Origin of the sequence: Nocardiopsis salina YIM 90010, assembly GCF_000341025.1 — a bacterium.
Taxonomy (GTDB): Bacteria; Actinomycetota; Actinomycetes; order Streptosporangiales; family Streptosporangiaceae; genus Nocardiopsis; species Nocardiopsis salina.
This window is the reverse complement of record NZ_ANBF01000152.1, coordinates 1-21,184: the sequence shown is the minus strand read 5'-3', so window position 1 is coordinate 21,184 and position 21,184 is coordinate 1. Positions and strand designations below refer to the sequence as shown.

18 protein-coding genes and 2 pseudogenes are annotated in these 21,184 nt (G+C 70.1%); 18 read left to right on the top strand and 2 right to left on the bottom strand.

Annotation, left to right across the window (positions count from 1 at the left end):
- The first annotated feature begins 319 nt into the window (after positions 1-319).
- Both D474_RS0116920 and smc read left to right on the top strand, forming a co-directional pair.
- Positions 320-508 (top strand): hypothetical protein, encoded by a 189-nt coding sequence (locus D474_RS0116920; protein ID WP_017614728.1) that lies wholly within the window; start codon positions 320-322, stop codon positions 506-508.
- A gap of 425 nt (positions 509-933) precedes the next feature.
- A pseudogene (gene smc, locus D474_RS29015) lies at positions 934-4,468 on the top strand (chromosome segregation protein SMC).
- Positions 4,469-4,541: 73 nt separating this feature from the next.
- Here the strand turns inward: smc and D474_RS29010 are convergent.
- Complete coding sequence (locus D474_RS29010) at positions 4,542-5,024, bottom strand: MarR family winged helix-turn-helix transcriptional regulator (RefSeq protein WP_083931854.1); 483 nt, start codon at positions 5,022-5,024, stop codon at positions 4,542-4,544.
- A gap of 68 nt (positions 5,025-5,092) precedes the next feature.
- Here D474_RS29010 and D474_RS0116905 point away from each other — a divergent pair, with 68 nt between their 5' ends.
- Complete coding sequence (locus D474_RS0116905) at positions 5,093-6,343, top strand: multidrug effflux MFS transporter (RefSeq protein ID WP_204367122.1); 1,251 nt, start codon at positions 5,093-5,095, stop codon at positions 6,341-6,343.
- 118 nt (positions 6,344-6,461) lie between these two features.
- On the opposite strand, the gene D474_RS0116900 is transcribed toward D474_RS0116905, so the two are convergent.
- Positions 6,462-6,809: a hypothetical protein gene (locus D474_RS0116900; protein WP_017614724.1), complete on the bottom strand. Its 348-nt coding sequence runs from the start codon at positions 6,807-6,809 to the stop codon at positions 6,462-6,464.
- 37 nt (positions 6,810-6,846) lie between these two features.
- Here D474_RS0116900 and D474_RS0116895 point away from each other — a divergent pair, with 37 nt between their 5' ends.
- The 15 genes and pseudogenes from D474_RS0116895 to D474_RS0116825 form a co-directional block, all read left to right on the top strand.
- Positions 6,847-7,842, top strand: a complete 996-nt coding sequence (locus D474_RS0116895) for an ABC transporter substrate-binding protein (RefSeq protein WP_017614723.1) — start codon at positions 6,847-6,849, stop codon at positions 7,840-7,842.
- Between the two features lies 1 nt (position 7,843).
- Positions 7,844-8,878 carry a FecCD family ABC transporter permease gene (locus D474_RS0116890; protein WP_017614722.1) on the top strand — a complete coding sequence of 345 codons (1,035 nt, stop codon included), beginning with the start codon at positions 7,844-7,846 and terminating at the stop codon, positions 8,876-8,878.
- 128 nt (positions 8,879-9,006) lie between these two features.
- Positions 9,007-10,200: a signal recognition particle-docking protein FtsY gene (ftsY, locus tag D474_RS0116885; RefSeq protein ID WP_017614721.1), complete on the top strand. Its 1,194-nt coding sequence runs from the start codon at positions 9,007-9,009 to the stop codon at positions 10,198-10,200.
- A gap of 448 nt (positions 10,201-10,648) precedes the next feature.
- Positions 10,649-11,980, top strand: a complete 1,332-nt coding sequence (locus D474_RS0116880; RefSeq protein ID WP_017614720.1) for an ammonium transporter — start codon at positions 10,649-10,651, stop codon at positions 11,978-11,980.
- 467 nt (positions 11,981-12,447) lie between these two features.
- Positions 12,448-13,653 carry a hypothetical protein gene (locus D474_RS0116875; RefSeq protein WP_026118559.1) on the top strand — a complete coding sequence of 402 codons (1,206 nt, stop codon included), beginning with the start codon at positions 12,448-12,450 and terminating at the stop codon, positions 13,651-13,653.
- Positions 13,654-13,822: 169 nt separating this feature from the next.
- Positions 13,823-15,437, top strand: a pseudogene (ffh, locus tag D474_RS29005) (signal recognition particle protein).
- Positions 15,438-15,676: 239 nt separating this feature from the next.
- Complete coding sequence (rpsP, locus tag D474_RS0116865; protein WP_017614718.1) at positions 15,677-16,135, top strand: 30S ribosomal protein S16; 459 nt, start codon at positions 15,677-15,679, stop codon at positions 16,133-16,135.
- Position 16,136: 1 nt separating this feature from the next.
- Complete coding sequence (locus tag D474_RS0116860) at positions 16,137-16,379, top strand: RNA-binding protein (protein WP_026118558.1); 243 nt, start codon at positions 16,137-16,139, stop codon at positions 16,377-16,379.
- Between the two features lie 129 nt (positions 16,380-16,508).
- The gene (rimM, locus tag D474_RS0116855; RefSeq protein WP_017614716.1) at positions 16,509-17,027 is read left to right on the top strand and encodes a ribosome maturation factor RimM; all 519 of its coding nucleotides are present in this window, start codon (positions 16,509-16,511) and stop codon (positions 17,025-17,027) included.
- Between the two features lie 127 nt (positions 17,028-17,154).
- Positions 17,155-17,934 (top strand): tRNA (guanosine(37)-N1)-methyltransferase TrmD, encoded by a 780-nt coding sequence (gene trmD, locus D474_RS0116850; protein ID WP_017614715.1) that lies wholly within the window; start codon positions 17,155-17,157, stop codon positions 17,932-17,934.
- A gap of 173 nt (positions 17,935-18,107) precedes the next feature.
- Positions 18,108-18,467, top strand: a complete 360-nt coding sequence (gene rplS, locus D474_RS0116845; RefSeq protein ID WP_017614714.1) for a 50S ribosomal protein L19 — start codon at positions 18,108-18,110, stop codon at positions 18,465-18,467.
- Positions 18,468-18,571: 104 nt separating this feature from the next.
- A complete protein-coding gene (gene lepB, locus D474_RS0116840) occupies positions 18,572-19,468 on the top strand; it encodes a signal peptidase I (protein WP_017614713.1) in 897 nt (298 codons plus the stop codon).
- Between the two features lie 168 nt (positions 19,469-19,636).
- Positions 19,637-19,975 carry a DUF2469 domain-containing protein gene (locus tag D474_RS0116835; RefSeq protein ID WP_017614712.1) on the top strand — a complete coding sequence of 113 codons (339 nt, stop codon included), beginning with the start codon at positions 19,637-19,639 and terminating at the stop codon, positions 19,973-19,975.
- Positions 19,976-20,118: 143 nt separating this feature from the next.
- Entirely contained in the window at positions 20,119-20,487 is a 369-nt protein-coding gene (locus D474_RS0116830; protein WP_017614711.1) for a YraN family protein, read from the top strand.
- A partial coding sequence (locus D474_RS0116825; RefSeq protein WP_017614710.1) for a magnesium chelatase domain-containing protein occupies positions 20,484-21,184 on the top strand: 701 nt, incomplete at its 3' end. The genes D474_RS0116830 and D474_RS0116825, both read left to right, overlap by 4 nt.

Below are 21,184 nucleotides of genomic sequence, written 5' to 3'. Positions count from 1 at the left end.
CTGGAGGGGTGACGCGATGCGAATCGCTCCGAGCGGCCGAGTCCGTAGGCCCCGCGCCCACGGCCTCAGGCAACGAACCCGGAGACGGGGGTGGCCGCTCATTCGTGTCGCGCGGTGCCACGTGCCCAGGACGTTTCTGTCCGGATACTGGCCGTCACCGACTGTCGTAATCCAACCTTGACCAGTGGCGCGCACGGTGAGATTCTGGAAAGTACACCGCGCAATATTTCCGACCCGCTCGTGGTGGTCACGCCACGAAATCCGCGGGACACCGCATGCGCACGTCACCACTGGTCACTCAGTGTGGAGGACCCACATCATGGCGAAGGCTCTGTTTGGCCACGTCGGCGGCTCCGACCCTCGTATGGTCCAGGAGATGCGCCGGTTGCAGAACCGGGTACGCGACCTCGAGGCCGAGGTCAGCCGACTTCAGGCCCGTAACGACCAGCTCAGCATGGCCGTCACCGAGGTCTCCGGTTCGTCCGACCGGGAGCCCGCGCTCGCCTGAGCGCACCGCCGCGGTGACGGCTCCGATCCGTCACCCACCGCCGGCGTGAGGATCCTTTGACGGGGACGCCGAAGGCACGACCCAGGCGTCCCTGGGGATCACACCGAACCGCCACGCGGCCGACCCTTTTCCACCGCCCGCACGATCCTTTCCTTTCCGTTGCGGCTCTATTGACGTTGTACCCGGCGGCCCGAGCGACAACCCTCCGTGTCCGCCGGACATCCCCCCTCCTCACACCCCTACCGGGACGAGCTGACAGCGGGTCACCGTGACAGCGCCGTACCGCCCCGGGGCGGGCGGCAGCACCGGGCACGGATCCCGTGTCATCAGCCACCTCGGCCGTTCCCATCCCCGCCGGTCACCGCTTCGTGGCACCCTTGTGTGGTCGCCCGTGTGCAAAAGCGGTGACCGTTCCGGAGGTGTGGGTGTATCTCAAGAAAATGACGGTGCGCGGCTTCAAGTCGTTCGCGTCGGCCACCACCCTGCGTTTCGAACCCGGGATCACCTGTGTCGTGGGCCCCAACGGCTCCGGCAAGTCCAACGTCGTGGACGCGCTCTCGTGGGTCATGGGTGAACAGGGGGCAAAGTCCCTGCGCGGCGGCAAGATGGAGGACGTCATCTTCGCGGGCACCTCCACCCGCCAGGCGCTCGGCCGCGCCGAAGTCAGCCTCACCATCGACAACAGCGACGGCGCCCTGCCCATCGACTACACCGAGGTCACCATCAAGCGGACCATGTTTCGCAACGGCGGCTCGGAGTACGCGATCAACGGCGACACCTGCCGGCTGCTCGACATCCAGGACCTCCTCAGCGACTCCGGCATCGGCCGCGAGATGCACGTCATCGTTGGCCAGGGCCAGCTCGACACCGTCCTGCACGCCGGTCCCGAGGAACGCCGCGGGCTCATCGAGGAGGCCGCGGGCATCCTCAAGCACCGCAAGCGCAAAGAGAAGGCGATCCGCAAGCTCAACGCGATGCAGGGCAACCTGGACCGCGTCACGGACCTGACCTCGGAGCTGCGCCGCCAGCTCAAACCTCTGGGCCGCCAGGCCGAGCTCGCACGTAAGGCCGCCGTGATCCAGGCCGACCTGCGCGCCGCCCGCCTGCGCCTGATCGCCGACGACATCGTCACCCTCACCGACCAGCTCGCCAAGGAGGAGGCCGACGAGAAGGAGGTCCTGGCCAAGCGCACGGCCGCCGAGACCTCTCTCAAGCGCGCCCAGGAACGCGAGGCCGAGCTCGAGTCCCAGGCCACCGCTGCCGCTCCCGCTCTGGCCACGGCCACCGAGACCTACCACGCGCTCTCCCGCCTCACCGAACGCCTCGACGCCGTGCGCGGGCTGGCCGACGAACGCCACCGCCACCTCGCCTCCGACTCCGGTGAACCGGTCCACCGGCGCGACCCCGAGGAACTGGAGACGGAGGCGGAGGAGGCCGCCGCCCAGGAGGAGGAACTGGCCGAACGCCTGGAGGAGGCCCGCGAGCAGCTCGAGGCCGCGGTGGCCGAGCGCGGCACCGCCGAGGACTCCCTCCACCGGGAGGAGAAGCGCCTGGAGGCCGCCAACCGCGCCGCCGCCGAGCGCCGCGAGGGCATCGTGCGCATGGGGACCCGGGTGGAGAGCCTGCGTTCGCGTCTGGCCTCGGCCGACGAGGAGATCGCCCGTTCCGAGGAGGCCGCGCAGGAGGCTGCCCGCCGTTCCGAGGAGGCCCAGGCCGAGTACGAGGCCGCCGCCGAGGAGTCCACCGGGCTCGACGAGGGCGACGCCGAGATGGACACCGCCCAGGAGGAGGCCGCCGCCCGCCTCGCAGAGGTGGAGGAGCGCCTCAACCGGCTCCGCGACGAGGAACGCAACGCCGAGAACGAACGCTCTGCGCTGTCTGCCCGTAAGGAGGCCCTGGAGCTCGGCCTGGCCAGCAAGGACGGTGCCGACACCCTGCTCGGCGCCGACCTGGCCGGGACCCTGGGCAGCCTGCCGACGATGGTGCAGGTCGAGGGAGGACACGAGACCGCGGTCGCCTCCGCCTTCGGGCAGGCAGCCGGGGCCGTGGCGGTCGCCGACCCCGACGCCGCCGCGGCCGCCCTCGACCTGCTGCGTTCTGAGGACGCCGGGCGTGCGGGCATCGTCGTGGCCCGTGCCGCCACCGAGGGCGGCCTCGGAGGCGTGCCCCGCGACGAGTGGCCGTCCCTGCCCGACGGGGTCAGCTGGGCACTGGACGCGGTCGTGGCCCCCGAACACCTGGCCGGGACCGTGGCCGCGCTCCTGGACCGCACCGCCCTCGTGGACAGCGCCGCCCGTGCCCGCGACCTGGTGGACAAGCTTCCGCAGCTGCGCGCGGTGACACCCGAGGGCGACGTGTTCACCCCGGTCATGGTGCACGGGGGTTCGGCCGGGGCGCCCAGTCTCCTGGAAGTGCAGGCCGCGGTCGACGAGGCGGCGGAGGCCCTGGAAGCGGCCACCGAGACCGCTCGCGCTGCCGGTGAGGCCCTCGCCGAGGCCAAGAGCGAACGCCGCGGCTGCTCGGAGCGGGTCGAGGAGCTGGCGGCCCGGCGCAAGCAGAGCGACCGCAAGCGCAACGAGAGCGCGCAGAAGCTCGGCAAGCTCGGCGGTCAGGCCCGCTCGGCCGAGGCGGAGGCCGAGCGCTACGCGAAGGCCGCCGAGAAGGCCCGCACCGCCCGCGAGGAGGACGCCGACAAGCTCGAACGCCTCGAGAAGGAGTACGCCGAGGCCGAGGAGATGGCCGCCTCCGTCGAGGAGGAGGCCCCCGACCCCGAGGTCCGCGACGAGCTCGCCGCCCACGCCTCACGCGCCCGCGCCACCGAGATGGAACGCCGTCTGGCCGTGCGCACCGCCGAGGAGCGCGTGCGCTCGGTCTCCGGACGGGCCGACGCCCTGCTCGCCGAGGCCGCCGAGGAGCGCCGCGCCGTCGAACGCGCCGCCGAGCGCCACCGCACCCGCATCGCTCAGGCCGAGGTCGCCGAGGCGGTGGCCGANCCATACGGCAGCCGAGACCGAACGCGCCTCCGCCGAGGCCGCGAAGGAGGAACGCGACGCCGAGTTGCGCACGGTACGAGCCCGGGTCCGCGAACTCTCCGTGGAGCTGGAGAAGCTCACCAGCTCCGCGCACAGCGGTGAGGTCGCCCGTGCCGAACGCCGCATGCGGCTGGAACAGCTGGAGACCAAGGCCGTCGAGGAACTGGGTGTGGACGTGCCCACGCTCGTACGCGAGTACGGCCCGAAGGTTCCGGTGCCCCCACCGGCGGACGCGGGCGAGGACGCCGCCCCGGTCCCGTACGTGCGCGAGGTCCAGGAGAAGCGGTACAAGGCGGCCGAGCGCAAGCTCAACCAGCTCGGCAAGATCAACCCGCTGGCGCTGGAGGAGTTCGCGGCGCTGGAGGAACGCCACGCCTTCCTCAACGCCCAGCTCGAGGACCTGAAGAAGACCCGCCGCGACCTCATGGACATCGTCGCCGAGGTCGACGCGCGCGTGCAGGAGGTCTTCTCCGCTGCCTTCTTCGACGTCGAGCGCGAGTTCGCCGAGATCTTCGGCCGCCTCTTCCCCGGTGGGGAGGGCAAGCTCGTACTGACCGACCCCGACGACATGCTCACGACGGGGATCGAGGTGGAGGCCCGCCCGCCCGGCAAGAAGGTCAAGCGCCTGTCGCTGCTGTCCGGCGGTGAGCGTTCGTTGACCGCGGTGGCCTTCCTCGCGGCGATCTTCAAGGCGCGCCCGTCGCCCTTCTACGTGATGGACGAGGTCGAGGCGGCTCTGGACGACACCAACCTGCAGCGGTTGCTGGTCATCCTCGAGGAGCTGCGGTCGGCCTCGCAGCTCATCGTCATCACCCACCAGAAGCGCACGATGGAGGCGGCCGACGCCCTGTACGGCGTCACGATGAAGGGGGACGGGATTTCCCAGGTCATCAGCCAGAAGCTGGAGCGCACCACCCCGGGCCCGTGAACCCCTGGCCGTTCACCGGGGCGCCTGCGCCGATGGCACCCGAGCCGACGCGCCCCTCCTGTGGGCCCGGGGCCTAACGCCGCGGGTCGGAGTCGGGGGAAGGGCGCAGCTGTTCGTCGACCTCGTGAAGGTTCTCCGCAACCGCGTCGAGGTCCTCGCCACTGAGGTCCGCAGAAGCCAGGAACCTGCTGTATTCGTCCCACACACGCCGGAGGACCTCCTCCGCTGTGGGGGTGATGTGAATCTGCACGGAACGCGGGTCGTGCGGGGATTTCGTTCGGGTGATCAGCCCCTGCGACTCCAGGGACCGCAGGGCCGAACTGGTGTTGCTGCTGCGCAGGCCGAGCTCTTCCCCCAATTCTGAGGGCGTCACCCCGGGAAAGCGATACACGTTGCTGAGTATCAAGCCTTCCAGAGGGCTGAACCGGTTGAGGCCCTCGTCCCGGAACCTGAGGTTCTGGAGCTTGCGGGCCAGGCTCATGAGGGTGAACGCGAGGTCGGCCCTGGGGTCTTCGACCCTCCGCGCCGACTGTGACGGGCGTCTCGCTGAAGGCATGTTGGCACACTATCATAGCTATGAAAATATAGCTTCGATTGTATAGGTTCATGCATGGAGGGATAGTGGTGTCACAGTCACGAACGCGAGAACCCGTGCAGGTCGGGACGGCAAGAGGCGCGGGGCTCAGCACGGCCGTTCTCATCACCCTGGGTGCGGTGTCGGCGGTCGCGCCGTTCGCCACCGATCTCTACCTGCCGGCGTTCCCGAACATGGCCTCCGACCTGTCGACGAGTGCAGCGGGTGTGCAACTCTCACTGACGACGTTCTTGATCGGTGCGGGTGTGGGCCAGCTCGTCTTCGGACCGCTGTCCGACCGCCTGGGGCGCCGAGGGCCGTTGCTGGTGGGCCTCGCGATCTTCGTGGCCGCCTCGTTGGTGGTCACGTTCGCTCCGACCATCGAGGTCCTGGTCGCCGCCCGGCTGGTGCAGGGCCTCACCGGTTCCGCAGGGATGGTCATCAGCCGTGCGATGATCTCCGACGCGTCCTCGGGCCGGCAGGCCGCGCAGGCGATGACCTACATGATGGCCGTGGTCAGCGTGGCCCCGATCCTGGCGCCGATCGCCGGCAGCGTGCTGGTGGGCGCGGTCGGATGGCGCGGACTGCTGGGTGTCGTCACTGTGCTGGGCGTCCTCGTTCTGGTGGCCGCGGCCTTCGTGCTGCAGGAGACCCGGGGCGCGGACGAACGCGCCGATGGCCGCGGGCGCTCGGGCAGGAACGCCCTCGAGGGCGTGCTCCGGCGTGAGTACCTCGGCTACACCGTCGCCAACGCCCTCGCCTTCGCCAGCATGATGGCCTACGTCTCGGCGTCCCCGTTCATCTACCAGGAGTTGATGGGCATGAGCGGCGGAGCGTACGCCGTGGCCTTCGCTCTCAACGCGCTGGGGCTCTCCATCGTCTCGCTGATTTCTTCGAGGCTGACCCGACGGTTCTCGACCACCGGTCTGGTCGGTCTCGGGATGACGATCCAGCTGGTCGCCGTGGTGATCATGCTGGGCATGTCGCTGGCGGGAACGCCCCCGATCTCCCTGGTCGTCCCCTTGTTCTTCGCCGTGGCACCGCTGGGCCTCGTGCTCGGCAACGTCAGTGCCATGGCGATGGAGCAAGGCGGCTCCAACATGGGCAGCGCCTCCGCGTTCCTCGGGTTCCTCCAGTTCGGTGCGGGTGGGCTGATCGCCCCGGTGGTCGGAATGACCGGAAGCGGAAGCACAGCACTGGCCGGGACGATGCTGGCCACATCGGCACTGACCGTTGTCGCCTTCCTCGTGGCGAAGTCCTCGCGCAACAGCGGGTCGACCGGTCCTCGGAACCCGGGTTGAGCCCCCTGTCTCCCGCGGTGTCCGGGGCCTTCTGCAGTGGATCCCGGACCCACGGGAGCCGGAGGGAAGGGGCCGCCCCGTCCCGTGTGCGGGCAGAGCGGCCCCGGCGGCACGTCGGTCAGCCGATGAAGCCCTCCTGCCGCAGGAAGTACAGGGCGGCCTCGTCCTCGCTCAGGCCGTCGACACCCACCTGTGCGCCGGCCGCGCCGTACAGGCTCGCTGTGTCCTCGGCGCAGCCCGTCGGTGCCGCGACAGTACAGTGGCAGAGCTGGGCCGGCGGTGTGTGACACCCCGTCCCGAACGGCACCGAACGAGCGAAGTCCGGTCGCTGGGCCACCCCGCACACGGCCCCGAACCCGGCGCTGCCCCGCAACTGTGAGGCCCCTCCGCGGGAGGGGACGAGCCAGGTCGCCTCGCCGGTGCCGGCGTCCCCGTCCTCGTGGGAAGGACAGGCCGTCTCGTGCACCGGGCCGCGCTCCTTCCCCCGGTATGCAAGGAGCATCGTGCGCACAGCACGCAGTCTGCCCGCAGCCCTGCTCGGCGCCGCCCTGGTCCTGACCGCCTGCGGTACCGACGATCCCGCCACCGACGACGAAGCCCAGGACGGCGCGGCCGCCGAGTGCGCGCCGCCGGAGGCCGATCCGGACCGCCCCGGGGTCGGTGACGGCACTTTCCCGGCCACGATCGACGACGACGCCGACGGGGTCGAGTTGGAGGACGAGCCGGAGCGCATCGTCTCCCTCTCGCCCACCCATACGGAGATGCTGTTCGCCATCGACGCCGGAGACCAGGTCGAGGCGGTCGACGAGTACTCCTATTACCCCGACGAGGCCCCCGTCACCGACCTGAGCGGTTACGAGCCCAACGTCGAGGCGGTCACCGAGTACGACCCCGACCTCGTGGTGGTCGGCAGCGACAACGCCGATCTTGCCGACCAGCTCGACCCGGTGGGGGTTCCGACGCTGGTGCTGGACGCCGCCCAGGACCTCGAGGGCACCTACGCCCAGCTGCGCCTGCTCGGCGACGCCACCGGTCGGACCGAGGCCGCCGACACCGAGGCCGACCGTGTCGAGACCGATATCGCCACGACCGTCGAGGAGGTGTGCGCCGAGGTCGGAGACACCGAACCGCTGAGCGTCTACCACGAGCTCGACGACAGCATGTTCTCGGCGACCTCCGAGACCTTCATGGGGCAGATCTACTCCATGTTCGGTCTGGTCAACATCGCCGACGGGGCCGACGACGGCAGCGCGGACGGGTATCCGCAGGTCTCCGCCGAGTACGTGGTCGAGGAGGACCCCGACCTGATCTTCCTGGCCTACGGCGACGAGGGGGCCGTCGACGAGGTCGCCGAGCGCCCTGCCTTCGAGACCGTCACCGCTGTGGCCGAGGACTCCGTCGAGCTGCTCGACCCGGACATCTCCTCCCGCTGGAGTCCGCGTGTGGTCGAGCTGACCGAGGCCGTCGGCGACGCCATCCGCGAGCAGGCGGGGGCCTGAGGTGCGGGGCGGTGCCGGTTTCCCCACGGGGTGGGTCCTGGGCGGACTCGTCCTACTCGTGGCCGCGGCCCTGCTCGGCGTCAGTGCCGGGGCGGCCTCGGTCTCGGCGGCCGACATCGTCCGACACGTGTTCGGCCTCCTCCCGTTCGGCACGGAGTCCCCGCTGACCGAGCGTGAGGAGGCCCTGCTCGTCGAACTGCGCCTGCCGCGCGTGGTCATGGGCGTGCTCGTGGGTGCCCTCCTGGCCACCGCGGGCGGTGCCTACCAGGGGGTGTTCCGGAACCCGCTCGCCGACCCGTTCCTGCTCGGTGCGGCCGCCGGCGCGGGGCTGGGTGCGACCCTTGTCATGGTCTTCGGTGCCGACTGGTTCGACGCGCCGCGGGCCATGGTGCCCGTTGCCGCCTTCGTGGGTGCGCTCGTGGGAGTCTTCACCGCCTACCTGCTCGGCACGACCGCCGGGGGAGGCGGAACCGCGTCGCTGTTGCTGGCCGGGGTGGCGGTCTCCTCGTTCCTGTCCGCCGCCCAGACCCTCGTGCAGCAGATGGGCATCGACCAGCTTCAGCAGATCTACTCCTGGCTGCTCGGAGGGTTGGGCCGCGGCGGCTGGGACGACGTGCACCTCGTCCTGCCCTACGCACTGGTCGCCCTCGTGGTTCTCCTGGCCTGCGGATACCTGCTCGACATGCTCGCGCTCGGCGACGACAAGGCGGTGAGCCTGGGCATGAACCCGACCGTGGTGCGCATTCTCGTGATCTCCGCGGCGTCCCTGGCCACCGCTGCCGCGGTCTCGGTCAGCGGCCTCATCGGGTTCGTCGGGATCGTCGTGCCCCACATCGTGCGCCGCCTCGTGGGTTCGAACTACCGCAGAATCCTGCCGGTCACCGTGATCGTGGGCGGTGCGTTCATGGTGCTCGTCGACATCGCGGCCCGCACTCTCGTCGCCCCGGCCGAACTACCCATCGGCGTGGTCACTGCTTTCCTGGGCGCGCCCTTCTTCGTTCTCATCCTGCGGACCACTCGCCATCGGTCCACCTGAGGGCTGTTCGTGCCTGTGGGCGTCTTGACGGGGAGCAGGCTCCAGCGGCAGGACCCCCGGGCGCCGTGGACCGCCCGCGAGCCTGTGTGGTGCGAAGGTGTGCGGCACTCTGAAAGACTGTCCGCGCTATGGACATCACCTTGCTCGCAGCCGTTGCCATCGTCGTCGTGCTCCTCGCCGTCGGCGGATTCTTCCTGGTCAGGACCCGACGCTCGGTCGCTCCGGGCAAGGACGAGGCCGGGACCGAGATCACCGGGAAGCCCACCGCGGCACCCCCCGAGGAGGATCGGGAACGCGACGAGGGGACCGTCGTCACCCCGCCCTCGCAGGCTCCTCCCGCGGCCGAGGAGACCGTCGCCGAGCCCGAGCCCGCGCCTGCCCCCGAGATCGAGACCCCGCCGCCGTCGGCCGGGCGCATGGTGCGCCTGCGGGCCCGGCTGGCGCGTTCCCAGAGCTCCCTCGGCCAGGGGCTGCTCAGCCTGCTCTCCTCCGACTCCCTCGACGAGGACACCTGGGAGGAGATCGAGGACACCCTCATCACCGCTGACATCGGTGTCACCTCGGCCACCCAGATCGTGGAGAACCTGCGTACCCGCGTGAAGGTCCTGGGCACCCGCGGAACCGACGAGGTGCGCGGGCTGCTGCGCGAGGAGCTGCTCGCCCACATCGGAGCCGACACCGACCGCACCGTGCGCACCGAACCGCACGGCGAGCGCCCGGCCGTGATCATGGTCGTCGGTGTCAACGGCACCGGCAAGACCACCACCACAGGCAAGCTCGCCCGGGTCCTGGTCGGCGACGGCCGCAGCGTCGTGCTCGGGGCCGCCGACACCTTCCGTGCCGCAGCCACCGAACAGCTCCAGACCTGGGGCGGCCGCGTGGGCGCCCCCGTCGTGAGCAAGGAGGAGGGATCGGACCCCGCCAGTGTCGCCTTCGACACGGTCGCGCGCGGCACCGACGAGGGCGCCGACACCGTCATCATCGACACCGCCGGGCGCCTGCACACCAAGACCGGGCTGATGGACGAGCTCGGCAAGGTCAAGCGGGTCGTGGAGAAGAAGTCCCAGGTGGACGAGGTCCTGCTGGTTCTGGACGCCACGACCGGCCAGAACGGTCTGCGCCAGGCGCGGGTCTTCGCCGAGGTCGTCAACATCACCGGCATCGCGCTGACCAAGCTGGACGGCACCGCCAAGGGCGGCATCATCGTCCAGGTCCAGCGGGAGCTCGGGGTGCCGGTCAAACTCGTGGGCCTGGGCGAGGGCCCCGACGACCTCGCCCCGTTCGACCCCGAGGTCTTCGTCGACGCCCTTCTGGAGGGCTGAGCACACCTCGTCCCGGGGACCGGGGAACACCCGGACCCCTGCAGCCCCAGGGGTTCCCTGCCCCCGAGAGGACACCGCTTCGCGCGGCCCCGAGCGAGCCGCGTCATGGAGACGACACGTTCGTGTCACACGGGCCGCCGTCCGAGCGACGGCGGCCCTTACGCGTGTCCGGGGCCTGTTCCGCATCTCGATCGGAACCCGGTTCCGACCAGCGGTTCCGTGAAGGCCCTTCCGCCCGCACGTGCGTTCGCACGGGCCGACGCATGTGTTCACGGCTGCTTAACGACGCCGCCTGTCCTTTTACGCCTGCGCAACACGTCGGGTGCGGCCGGGAAACACCTCGGGCGGACAGTGGCGTCCGTGGTGATCTCGTCGGGCCCGATGACGCGCCTGCTGACCGCCGCCCATCGACCACACTCCGACTGTCCGTCCCCCAGGAGGCGACGAGATGATTGACACCGGCAACACCGCGTGGCTCCTGATGAGCGCCGCGCTGGTGATGCTCATGACCCCGGGCCTGGCATTCTTCTACGGAGGCATGTCCCGGGCCAAGAGCGTGCTGAACATGATGCTCATGAGCTTCGGCTCCATCGCCGTGATCAGCGTGCTCTGGGTGGCCGTGGGCCATTCCCTGACCTACGCACCCGGCTACGGGCCCCTCGAACTGTTCATCGGCGGGTTCGACTACGTCGGGCTCAGCAACATCATCACCGAGGTCGACGAGGAGGGCGGCTTCCCGCTCCTGGTCGACGCCGGCTTCCAGATGATGTTCGCGGTGATCACCGTCGCCCTCATCAGCGGCGCGATCGCCGACCGCGCCAAGTTCGGCGCCTGGCTGCTCTTCGCCCCCGTGTGGGCCCTCCTGGTCTACTTCCCCGTGGCCCACTGGGTCTGGGGCGACGGCTGGGTCGCTCGCCTGCACGAGTTCACCGGCCTGCCCGAGGTCATCGACTTCGCCGGCGGCACCGCGGTGCACATCAACGCCGGTGCTGCCGCACTGGCTCTGGTCATCGTGCTCGGCCGCCGCAAGGGCTTCGGCTCCGAGTCGATGCGCCCGCACAACCTGCCGTTCGTGCTCCTGGGCGCAGCCCTCCTGTGGTTCGGCTGGTTCGGCTTCAACGGCGGCTCGGCCTACGCGGCCAACGAGGAGGCCGCCCTGGCCCTGGTCAACACCCAGGCCGCCACCGCGGCAGCCACCGCCGCATGGATGCTCGTCGAGCGCCTGCGCTACGGGAAGGTCAGTGCGCTCGGCTTCGCCTCCGGCGCCATCGCCGGTCTGGTCGCCATCACCCCCGCGGCGGCCAACGTCACCCCCATGGGCGCCGTCGCCGTCGGTGCGATCTCCGGTGCGGTCTGCGCCTACGCCATCAGCTGGAAGTTCAAGTTCAAGTACGACGACGCCCTCGACGTGGTCGGCATCCACATGGTCGGCGGCATCGTCGGCTGCCTCGCCCTGGGCTTCCTGGCCAGCTCCGCGGTGCCGGGCGAGGGCGCTGCCGGCCTGATCTACGGCGGCGGCGTCGGCCTGCTCGTCGCCCAGGCCATCTCGGTCATCGGCGTGATGGCCTACACCTTCGTGGTCACCTGGGTCATCGCCAAGATCATCGACCTGGTCATCGGCTTCCGGATCGCCGAGGAGGTCGAGACCAACGGCCTCGACCACGAGCTGCACGCCGAGTCCGCCTACGCCTTCGACGAGCTCGACGAACTCGAGGAAGAAGCGGTCTCCTCGTCGACGCCTCCGGGCGGGGAGACGGTCTCGCCGCGGTCCGGGGGCTGAACCTCGACGAGGAGGAACGGGACCCGGCCCACACAGAGCGGTGGGACGAGCCAGGGGCCGGTGGGAGCAATGCCTCCCGCCGGCCCCTCGGCCTGTGCGGCGGGGACCTCCTCCCGGGCACGCCCCGCCCTTGCAGCACCGGCGTTTGCGTGCCGACGCCCCCCGCCTTCTTGCACGGGGTGGCCGGATCCGGCAACCGGGGTTCCCGGTACCGTTCGTTCGGTACCCTTTCAGGTCGGTGAGGCGGCAGCCCTCACGCAGGCCACCACCACACGCGGCCCCGGCGGCGCACGCCCCCGGCCACGGACGCGACGGTGGAACGGATTCTTCCGAGGCACAACCTCGGGGGCCGCGTCGGCATCAGACGTCATGGACGGGGCGAGAACACACGTTCGGCCGAGCCGCCGTCCACCCCACACTCACGCTCATTCGTACAGTGCCCCAGGCAAGCGGGGACAGGAGGCAAGATGGCGCCGGTTAGTCACAGCAGGGGTCGCAGTCGCGGGCGGTGGCTGCTCGCAGCGACGAGCGCTGTCGCCGCGCTCGGTTTGGCCGGGTGCTCGATCGACCTGAGCCACCTGCGCCCGGGCGGCGAGGACGACGGGTCAGCCGCCGAGGAGAACGAGCCGGTCGCCGCGGCACCGCTCCTGGAGAGCGCGCTGGCTGAACTGGCGGAGTACCCGGCGCTGGTGGCGGACGGCCAGATCGCGGAGAGTGTCGGCGCCGACGTGCAGGACGCCACCCTCACCGTCGCCGACGGCGGCGCGGCCAACGGCACCCTGCGGATCAACGAAGAAGAGGCGGAGGTCCTGCAGGCCGACGACAAGCTCTACGTCAACGCCGCCGAGAGCTTCTGGCTCGACAAGGGTGTCTTCGGTCCGGACTTCGACGACTTCGACCAGAACTGGGTGCGCTCCAACGCCACCCAGGTCGGCCTGAATCCGGGCGCCTCCCTCACGCCCGCGGCCCTGGCCCAGATCATCGAGGACATCGGTGTCGAGGGTGAGGAGGCCGAGGAGGAGAACCTCGACGGCGAGCTCACCCACAAGGTCGACCTGGCCGGCGAGCGCAACCAGCTCTGGATCGACGCCGAGACCGAGCAGATCAAGCGCATCGAGATCGAGGAGCTCGCCGAGGCCGGCGACGAGGACGGCCCGCAGGTGCGCCTCGACCTCGCCGAGGCCGACGGCACCGCCGTCAACGAGCTCTACGACGGCCTGACCACCCCCGCCGAGGACGAACTCACCGGCTCCCGCGACGCCCGCGTGGAGATCGGCTGGTCCGGCTCCCCGGAGATGGACTGCGAGGAAGGCCCCGCCTGCACCTGGACCGGGACCGTGCACGACGCGGGCGGCGACGGTGTCGGCACGGTCAACGTCCGCATGGACGTGACCTTCACCAACGACGACATCGGCGACGAGGAGTGCGACGACAGCGGTAGCCTCGAGGCCGGTGACACCCTCGAGCTGTCCTGCGGTGTCGACTACAACATCGTCAGCGAGACCCAGCAGTCCTACGAGATCGGCGGCGAGGCCGAGCTGGTCACCCGCGGTCTGACCGGCGGCCAGCAGGAAGACATGCTCGCCGCGCTCGAGGAGCAGCAGGAGGCCACCCTTGCCGACGGTGAGGAGACCGACGGCGCCGGCGACGAGGACGCCGCCGAGGAGGACTGACCTCCGCCGCGGCACGCCCGCGTGGGATGACACCGGCGGCCCCGTGCACGGACACGGGGCCGCCGACGTGTGGAAGGGGTCGCCCCGCCCGCCGTCTCCGCATGCCGGAGGGTGGTTCCGGGCGGGTAGGCTGGGAGATCAATTCCGAGACGAAGGACTGGCCAAACTCGTGTTCGAGACGCTTTCCGACCGGCTGACATCGGTCTTCTCCTCGCTGCGCGGCAAGGGGCGGCTGTCCGAGGAGGACATCAACGCGACCTCGCGCGAGATCCGCCTCGCGCTGCTGGAGGCGGACGTCGCGCTGCCGGTGGTCCGCGAGTTCATCTCGCGGATCAAGGAGCGTGCCCGCGGCGAAGAGGTGTCCAAGGCCCTCAACCCTGCCCAGCAGGTCATCAAGATCGTCAACGAGGAACTGGTCGAGATCCTCGGTGGCGAGACCCGGCAGATCCGGTTCGCCAAGAACCCGCCGACGGTGATCATGCTCGCGGGCCTGCAGGGCGCCGGTAAGACCACACTGGCGGGCAAGCTCGCCAGGTGGCTGTCGGCCGACCGCAACACCCCGCTCCTTGTCGCCGCCGACCTCCAGCGCCCCAATGCCGTCACGCAGCTCCAGGTGGTCGGCGAGCGCGCGAGCACGCCCGTGTTCGCTCCCGAACCCGGCAATGGTCAGGGCGACCCCGTCGAGGTCGCGCGGGCCTCCATCGAGCACGCGCGCCACAACAACCACAACGTGGTCATCATCGACACCGCCGGCCGCCTCGGCGTCGATTCCGAGATGATGCAGCAGGCCGCCGACATCCGCGACGCGGTCTCGCCCGACGAGATCCTCTTCGTCGTCGACGCGATGATCGGTCAGGACGCGGTCAACACTGCGCAGGCCTTCCTCGACGGCGTCGGCTACGACGCGGTGGCGCTCACCAAGCTCGACGGCGACGCCCGCGGCGGTGCGGCGCTCTCGATCCGCCACATCACCGGTCGCCCGATCATGTTCGCCTCCACCGGCGAGAAGCTCGAGGACTTCGACCTCTTCCACCCTGACCGGATGGCCTCGCGCATCCTGGACATGGGCGACGTGCTCACGCTCATCGAGCAGGCGCAGCGCACGTTCGACGAGTCCGAGGTCGAGAAGATGGCCTCGACCATGTCCTCGGACGACGACTTCACGCTGGACGACTTCCTCCAGCAGATGCAGATGGTCCGCAAGCTCGGCCCCATCGGCAACCTGCTCGGCATGATGCCGGGCATGGGGCAGATGAAGGAGCAGATCGAGGGCATCGACGACAAGGACGTCGACCGCATCCAGGCGGTCATCCAGTCGATGACCGATGACCCCGGCCGAGCGCGCCAACCCCAAGATGATCAACGGCTCGCGCCGCCTGCGGATCGCCAACGGTTCCGGTACCGAGGTCAGCGACGTGAACGGCCTGGTCACCCGCTTCTTCGAGGCGCAGAAGATGATGCGCAAGATGAAGAAGGGCGGCGGCATGAACGGTATGCCCGGTATGCCGGGGATGCCCGGCGCCGGCGGCGGTGGTGGCGGCGGCAAGAAGAAGCAGAAGAAGAAGGACAAGAAGGGCAAGCAGCGCAGCGGCAACCCCCTGAAGGCCCGCCAGCAGGAGGCCGAACGCGAGGCCGAGCGCAAGCGGCGCCAGGAGGAGGGCGGTCAGCAGATGCCCGACCTTCCCCCGGGCCTCGGCGGCGGTGGCCAGCCCACGCTGCCCCCGGGTCTGGGCGGGCAGAACATGCCCGACCTGTCGAACTTCAAGCTTCCCAAGAACAAGTAGTCGACGCGGGCCGGCCGGGATCCCCCGGTCGGCCCTTCGTGTGTGCGCAGGTGTGACCCTGACGCGCCGCTGTCCTGGCGAAGGAAGTCGCGGACGTCTGGCACAATGAGGAGTCGACTAAAGGTGGACGGGCCGGCCCTCTAACTTGCCCGCCGCCCACGTCATGCCCGGTCGGGTGCCGTGCCCCACGCGGCCTCCCGTCGGGCGCCCAACACCGTATTCGGGAGAAGACCACTCCAGTGGCTGTCAAACTGAAGCTCAAGCGTATGGGCAAGATCCGTACGCCCCAGTACCGTGTCATCGTCGCCTCCGCCCGCAACAAGCGCGACGGCAAGGCGATCGAGGAGATCGGCACGTACCACCCGAAGGAGCACCCGAGCTTCATCCAGATCGACTCGGAGCGTGCTCAGTACTGGCTGTCCGTGGGCGCTCAGCCCACCGACCCGGTCAAGGCTCTCCTGCGCAAGACGGGCGACTGGCAGAAGTTCAAGGGCCTGACCGCTCCGTCCCCGCTCCAGGCGCCCGAGAAGGCCGACCCGGAGGCCAAGGAGGCCGAGTTCCAGGCCGCGCTGAAGGAGCTCGTGCTCCCGGGCCAGGAGAAGTCCACCAAGGCCAAGAAGACGGAGAAGAAGGCTGACAAGGCGGAGAAGCCCGCCGAGGAAGCCGCCGAGGCCAAGAAGTCCGAGGGCGAGGCCTGACGTGCTTGAAGAGGCGCTTGAGCACCTCGTGAAGGGGATCGTTGCGAACACCGACGACGTCCAGGTGAGAACCAAGAGGCTCCGCAAGGGCAAGGTTCTGGAGGTCCGGGTTCACCCTGACGACCTGGGCAAGGTCATCGGCCGCAACGGCCGGACCGCCAGGGCGCTGCGTACCGTGATCGGCTCTCTCGCCGGGGGCCGCCACGTCCGCGTCGACCTGCTGGACCTGCACGAAGTGCGCTGAACCGCCTCACGGGGCGTCGACCGTTCGGTCGGCGCCCCACAGTCGTGCCCGGGGACCCCGCCGAGACGGGCCCCGGGCGCTGTCATCCCGTGCCCCGTCCGGGTGCGGGCCCACGGAAGGAAAGAACCCATGCGTCTCGTCGTCGGCCGGATCGGACGTGCCCACGGCATCCGCGGTGACGTAGCCGTCGAGGTGCGCACCGACGACCCCGGCGCGCGTTTCGCGGACGGAGCGGTGCTGCTGACCGACCCCGCCTCGGCGGGACCGCTCACCGTCTCCACCACCCACAACCACAGCGGCCGTCTGCTCGTGCGCTTCGAGGGCGTACGCGACCGCAACGCCGCCGAGGCCCTGCGCGGGACCGTCCTGCAGGTCGAGTCCGCCGACGTCGAACCCCTCGACGACCCGGACGAGTTCCACGACCACGAGCTGATCGGCCTGGCCGTGCGGACCACCGACGGAGAACGGGTGGGCGAGGTCACCGACGTGCTGCACCATGCCCAGGACGTGCTGGTCGTGGAGCGGCCCGGCGGCGAGGAGACCCTCGTACCGTTCGTGGGGCCGCTCGTGCCCGAGGTCGACGTGGACGCCGGGCGCCTGGTCATCGATCCGCCCCCCGGGCTGCTCGATCCAGAACAGGCCGAGTGACGGTACTCCGCAGCCGAACGACCGCGCGCGGACCGGGGTCCGACCGTGACCCGGGCCGAGTGACCCGCCCGCGTGGCCGGTTCGGGCGGCCCGCCGCGACCAACCCATCCGAGCGATCGAGTACGCCGTGCGCATCGACATCATCAGCATCTTCCCCGACTACTTCGCCCCCCTCGAGCTGTCCCTGATCGGCAAGGCCCGCTCAGCCGGCCTGCTCGAGATGCAGGTGCACGACCTGCGTTCGTGGACCCACGACCGGCACAGCACCGTGGACGACACCCCCTACGGCGGGGGGCCCGGCATGGTCATGAAACCCGGCCCCTGGGGCGAGGCCCTGGACGAGGTCGTGGGGGAGCGCCCCGCCCGCCTGATCGTGCCCAGCCCCAGCGGACGCCCCTTCCGCCAGGCCGACGCCGAACGCCTGGCCGGGGAGGAACACCTCGTCTTCGGGTGCGGGCGCTACGAGGGCATCGACTCGCGCGTGGCCGAGGAGGCCGCCCGCCACATGCCCGTCGAGGAGATCAGCATCGGCGACTACGTGCTCAACGGCGGGGAGTCGGCCACCCTCGTCATGGTCGAGGCCATCACCCGCCTGCTTCCGGGTGTGCTCGGCAACCGCGAGTCCCACGTGCAGGACTCCTTCGCCTCGGGAGGCATGGAACACCTCGTCGAGGGGCCCGTCTACACCAAGCCCGCCGAATGGCGCGGGCACGAGGTGCCACCCGTGTTGCTGTCGGGCAACCACGGCCACGTCGACCGCTGGCGCCGGGACCAGGCGCTGCGGAAGACCGCCCGAAACCGCCCCGACCTGCTGGAGTCCGCCCCCGAGGGCATCTTCGACCGCCGTGACCTCGAAGTGCTCGCAGAACGCCCCGTTCCGGGCGATGGAGAACATGTGGCAAACTAGTTGGGTTCCCCCCTGGTGACCAGTGGCATCCGCATGCCGGCGGCATGACGTCGGCCTCTGTGTCGGTCATCCGGGGTCCCGACAGTTCAGCCCCGAGCCAGGGACTGGCCCGCGCACCCCTTCCCGCTCACCGCGGGGACAGGACGCGGCGCGCTATCAACGAGGATTATCAGATGCACACCGCCATTCAGGAGCTGGAGAAGGCCCAGCTGCGCACCGACGTCCCGGACTTCCGTCCCGGTGACACCCTCGCCGTTCACGTCCGCGTGACCGAGGGCACCCGCACCCGTACCCAGGTCTTCAAGGGCGCCGTCATCGCCCGCCAGGGTTCCCGCAACCGCGAGACCTTCACGATCCGCAAGGTCAGCTACGGCGTGGGCGTGGAGCGGGTCTTCCCGATCCACACCCCGGCGGTCGAGAAGTACGAGGTCGTCGCCCGCGGCCGCGTGCGCCGCGCCAAGCTGTACTACCTGCGCGACCTGCGCGGGAAGGCGGCCCGTATCCGCGAGCGCCGCGAGCCCGCCAAGAAGTAGGTGCTGTTCCGCGCGGCCCACGAGCCCGCCGGGCGGTGACCCGTCGCCCTCATCGGTGATGAAGCCCACCACCTCCGTCGAAGAACGGATAGGCTCTTGCACTGATGACCAACGACGACAGGGACCTCGGTTCGGACGGAGTTCCCGACGAGAACCCCGACCGAACAGGACCCGAGGAGCACGGCTCCGACTCTGGCTCCCGTGTGCCCGAAGAGCACACGGGAGCCAGTGGTGTCTCCGGGGTCGGTGGCACGCGGGATCCGGAGCCGGAGGAGAGGGCGGAGGAGACGGTGAGCAAGTCCGAGAACGCAACGAAGAAGAAGGGGTCGGGTTCCTTCTGGAAGGAACTGCCGATCCTGATCGCGATCGCCCTGGTCCTGGCGTTCGTCATTCGCACCTTTGTGATGCAGGCGTTCTACATCCCGTCCACGTCCATGGAGAACACCCTCCTCGTGGGTGACCGGGTGCTGGTCAACAAGGTCGTCTACCAGATCCGCGACATCGAGCGCGGCGAGGTGGTGGTCTTCGACGGCGACGGCTCATGGGACGACCCCAACACCGTCGAGGTCGCCGAGCCCGCCAACCCGGTGGCGCGCGGCTTCCAGTGGGTGCAGCAGCAGCTGGGCGCGGCCCCCACGGGCAAGGAGTACATCAAGCGGGTCATCGGACTGCCCGGCGACACCGTCGAGTGCTGCGACGACCAGAACCGCATCATGGTCAACGGTGTCCCCCTCGACGAGGACGACTACCTCTACCCCGGCAGCACCGAGAGCCACACCGAGTTCGGCCCCGTCGAGCTGGGCCCCGACGAGCTCTGGCTCATGGGCGACCACCGCTCGATCTCCTACGACTCCCGCATGAACCAGAACAACCCGGGCGGCGGTGCCGTGCCGGTCGACCACGTCGTCGGCCGCGCCTTCGTCATCATCTGGCCGTTCGACCAGATGGGCGGACTGGGCATCCCGCCGGCGTTTGAGGAGGTCGAGGCAGCCGGTCGGTGACGGCGATCTCCGGGGCTCCACGCCCGGGGGATTCTCGGGTACGGTGACCGACTCCGGCCGACAAAATCTTCGCTCCGGGGGACGCGGGTCCCATCCGTGACGCATGATGGAGCCCGGAGGAACCGAGCACACCACGACCGGAGAGTGCTGACGAAAGCGAGCGCGCACATGAGTTCTGAGGACCTGGAGAAGTACGAGGCCGAGATGGAGCTCCAGCTCTATCGCGAGTACCGGGACGTCGTCGGACTGTTCAGCTACGTCGTCGAGACCGAGCGCCGGTTCTACCTCACCAACCACGTGGACCTCCAGCCGCGTTCGACCGAGAACGGGGAGATGTACTTCGAGGTCGCGATGGAGGACGCCTGGGTCTGGGACATGTACCGGCCCGCCCGGTTCGTCCGCAACGTGCGTGTGGTGACGTTCAAGGACGTCAACGTCGAGGAGATCACCAAGTCCGATCTCGAGCTGCCGCCCACGGATCCGGGCGGACCCGCCTCCGGTTCCTGACCGAAGGATCCCCGGGACCGGCCTCTCAACGGTCCTGACACGACGGGTGGCGGTCCCGGGAGACCACCGCTGTCCACAGGAGAGAATTAGCCCTGGCGGGGCCGCCTCCGATCACCCACCGTGGTGATCGGAGGTGGTCACCGATGGATCCCAGGGCGGTGCACCGGCGCGAAGTGGGCGACCGGGGAGAGGACCTGGCCGCGCAGCACCTGCGCCGGGTGGGTATGCGGGTGCTGGCACGCAACCGGTGGAATCGGGAGGGCGAGGTCGACCTGCTCGCCCGCGACGGGCCGGTGCTCGTGGTCGCCGAGGTCAAGACCCGCACCTCGTTGGTGCGCGGACACCCTTCACGCGCAGTCACAGAGGAGAAGCGCCGCCGCCTGTTCCGGCTGGCGCGCCACTGGGCCCGGCACTACGGCGTTCCGACCTCCCGGACGCGGGTGGACACCGTCTCCGTCCTGATGGTGGGCGGACGGGTCTTCGTCTCCCACGAGCGGGGGACGCGCCGATGAGCTTCGCCCGTACCCACTGCCTCGCGCTGGTCGGGGTCCGGGGCCACGTCGTGGAGGTCGAGGTCGACCTCGGCGGCGGAGGAGAGAACTCCGTGACCCTCGTCGGGCTGCCGGATGCCGCTCTGCGGGAGGCCCGCGACCGCATCCGGGCCGCGCTGGTCAACTGCGGGGAACGCTGGCCCACCGGGCCGGTCGTGGTCAGCTTGTCCCCGGCGAGCCTGCCCAAGTCCGGGAGCCTGTTCGACCTGGCCATCGCCGGGGCGCTGCTGGCCGCCCTGGGCGACGTTCCCCTGGACCGGCTCATCGACACCGTGCTCATCGGCGAACTCGGCCTCGACGGGCGCGCCCGGCCCGTGCGCGGGGTGCTGCCCGCCGTCGTCGCCGCGGCGGAGCAGGGGTTCAAGCGCTTCGTGGTCCCACCCGGGAACCTCGCCGAGGCGGCGCTCGTGCCCGACGTGGACGTCGTGGGCGTAACCGACCTCGCCGACCTGTGCCACTGGCTGCGCGGGGGAGAGCCCTCCTGTCCCGCGCCCGACCTGAGCGAACCCCCGGCCGGTGAACACGGTCCCGACCTGTCCGACGTGCTCGGCCAGCCCGTCGCCCGCCGTGCCGTGGAGATCGCCGCCGCCGGGGGCCACAACCTGCTGATGCTGGGTCCTCCCGGAACAGGTAAATCGCTCCTTGCCGAACGGCTGCC

Bases quoted from the DNA above. Each gene is read 5' to 3' on its own strand.
- D474_RS0116875 (WP_026118559.1), top strand. From the start codon at position 12,448: ATGGCGCCGGTTAGTCACAGCAGGGGTCGCAGTCGCGGGCGGTGGCTG.
- D474_RS0116920 (WP_017614728.1), top strand. From the start codon at position 320: ATGGCGAAGGCTCTGTTTGGCCACGTCGGCGGCTCCGACCCTCGTATG.
- rimM (WP_017614716.1), top strand. From the start codon at position 16,509: ATGCGTCTCGTCGTCGGCCGGATCGGACGTGCCCACGGCATCCGCGGT.
- rplS (WP_017614714.1), top strand. From the start codon at position 18,108: ATGCACACCGCCATTCAGGAGCTGGAGAAGGCCCAGCTGCGCACCGAC.
- D474_RS0116835 (WP_017614712.1), top strand. From the start codon at position 19,637: ATGAGTTCTGAGGACCTGGAGAAGTACGAGGCCGAGATGGAGCTCCAG.
- D474_RS29010 (WP_083931854.1), bottom strand. From the start codon at position 5,024: ATGCCTTCAGCGAGACGCCCGTCACAGTCGGCGCGGAGGGTCGAAGAC.
- D474_RS0116830 (WP_017614711.1), top strand. From the start codon at position 20,119: ATGGATCCCAGGGCGGTGCACCGGCGCGAAGTGGGCGACCGGGGAGAG.
- ftsY (WP_017614721.1), top strand. From the start codon at position 9,007: ATGGACATCACCTTGCTCGCAGCCGTTGCCATCGTCGTCGTGCTCCTC.
- D474_RS0116880 (WP_017614720.1), top strand. From the start codon at position 10,649: ATGATTGACACCGGCAACACCGCGTGGCTCCTGATGAGCGCCGCGCTG.
- lepB (WP_017614713.1), top strand. From the start codon at position 18,572: ATGACCAACGACGACAGGGACCTCGGTTCGGACGGAGTTCCCGACGAG.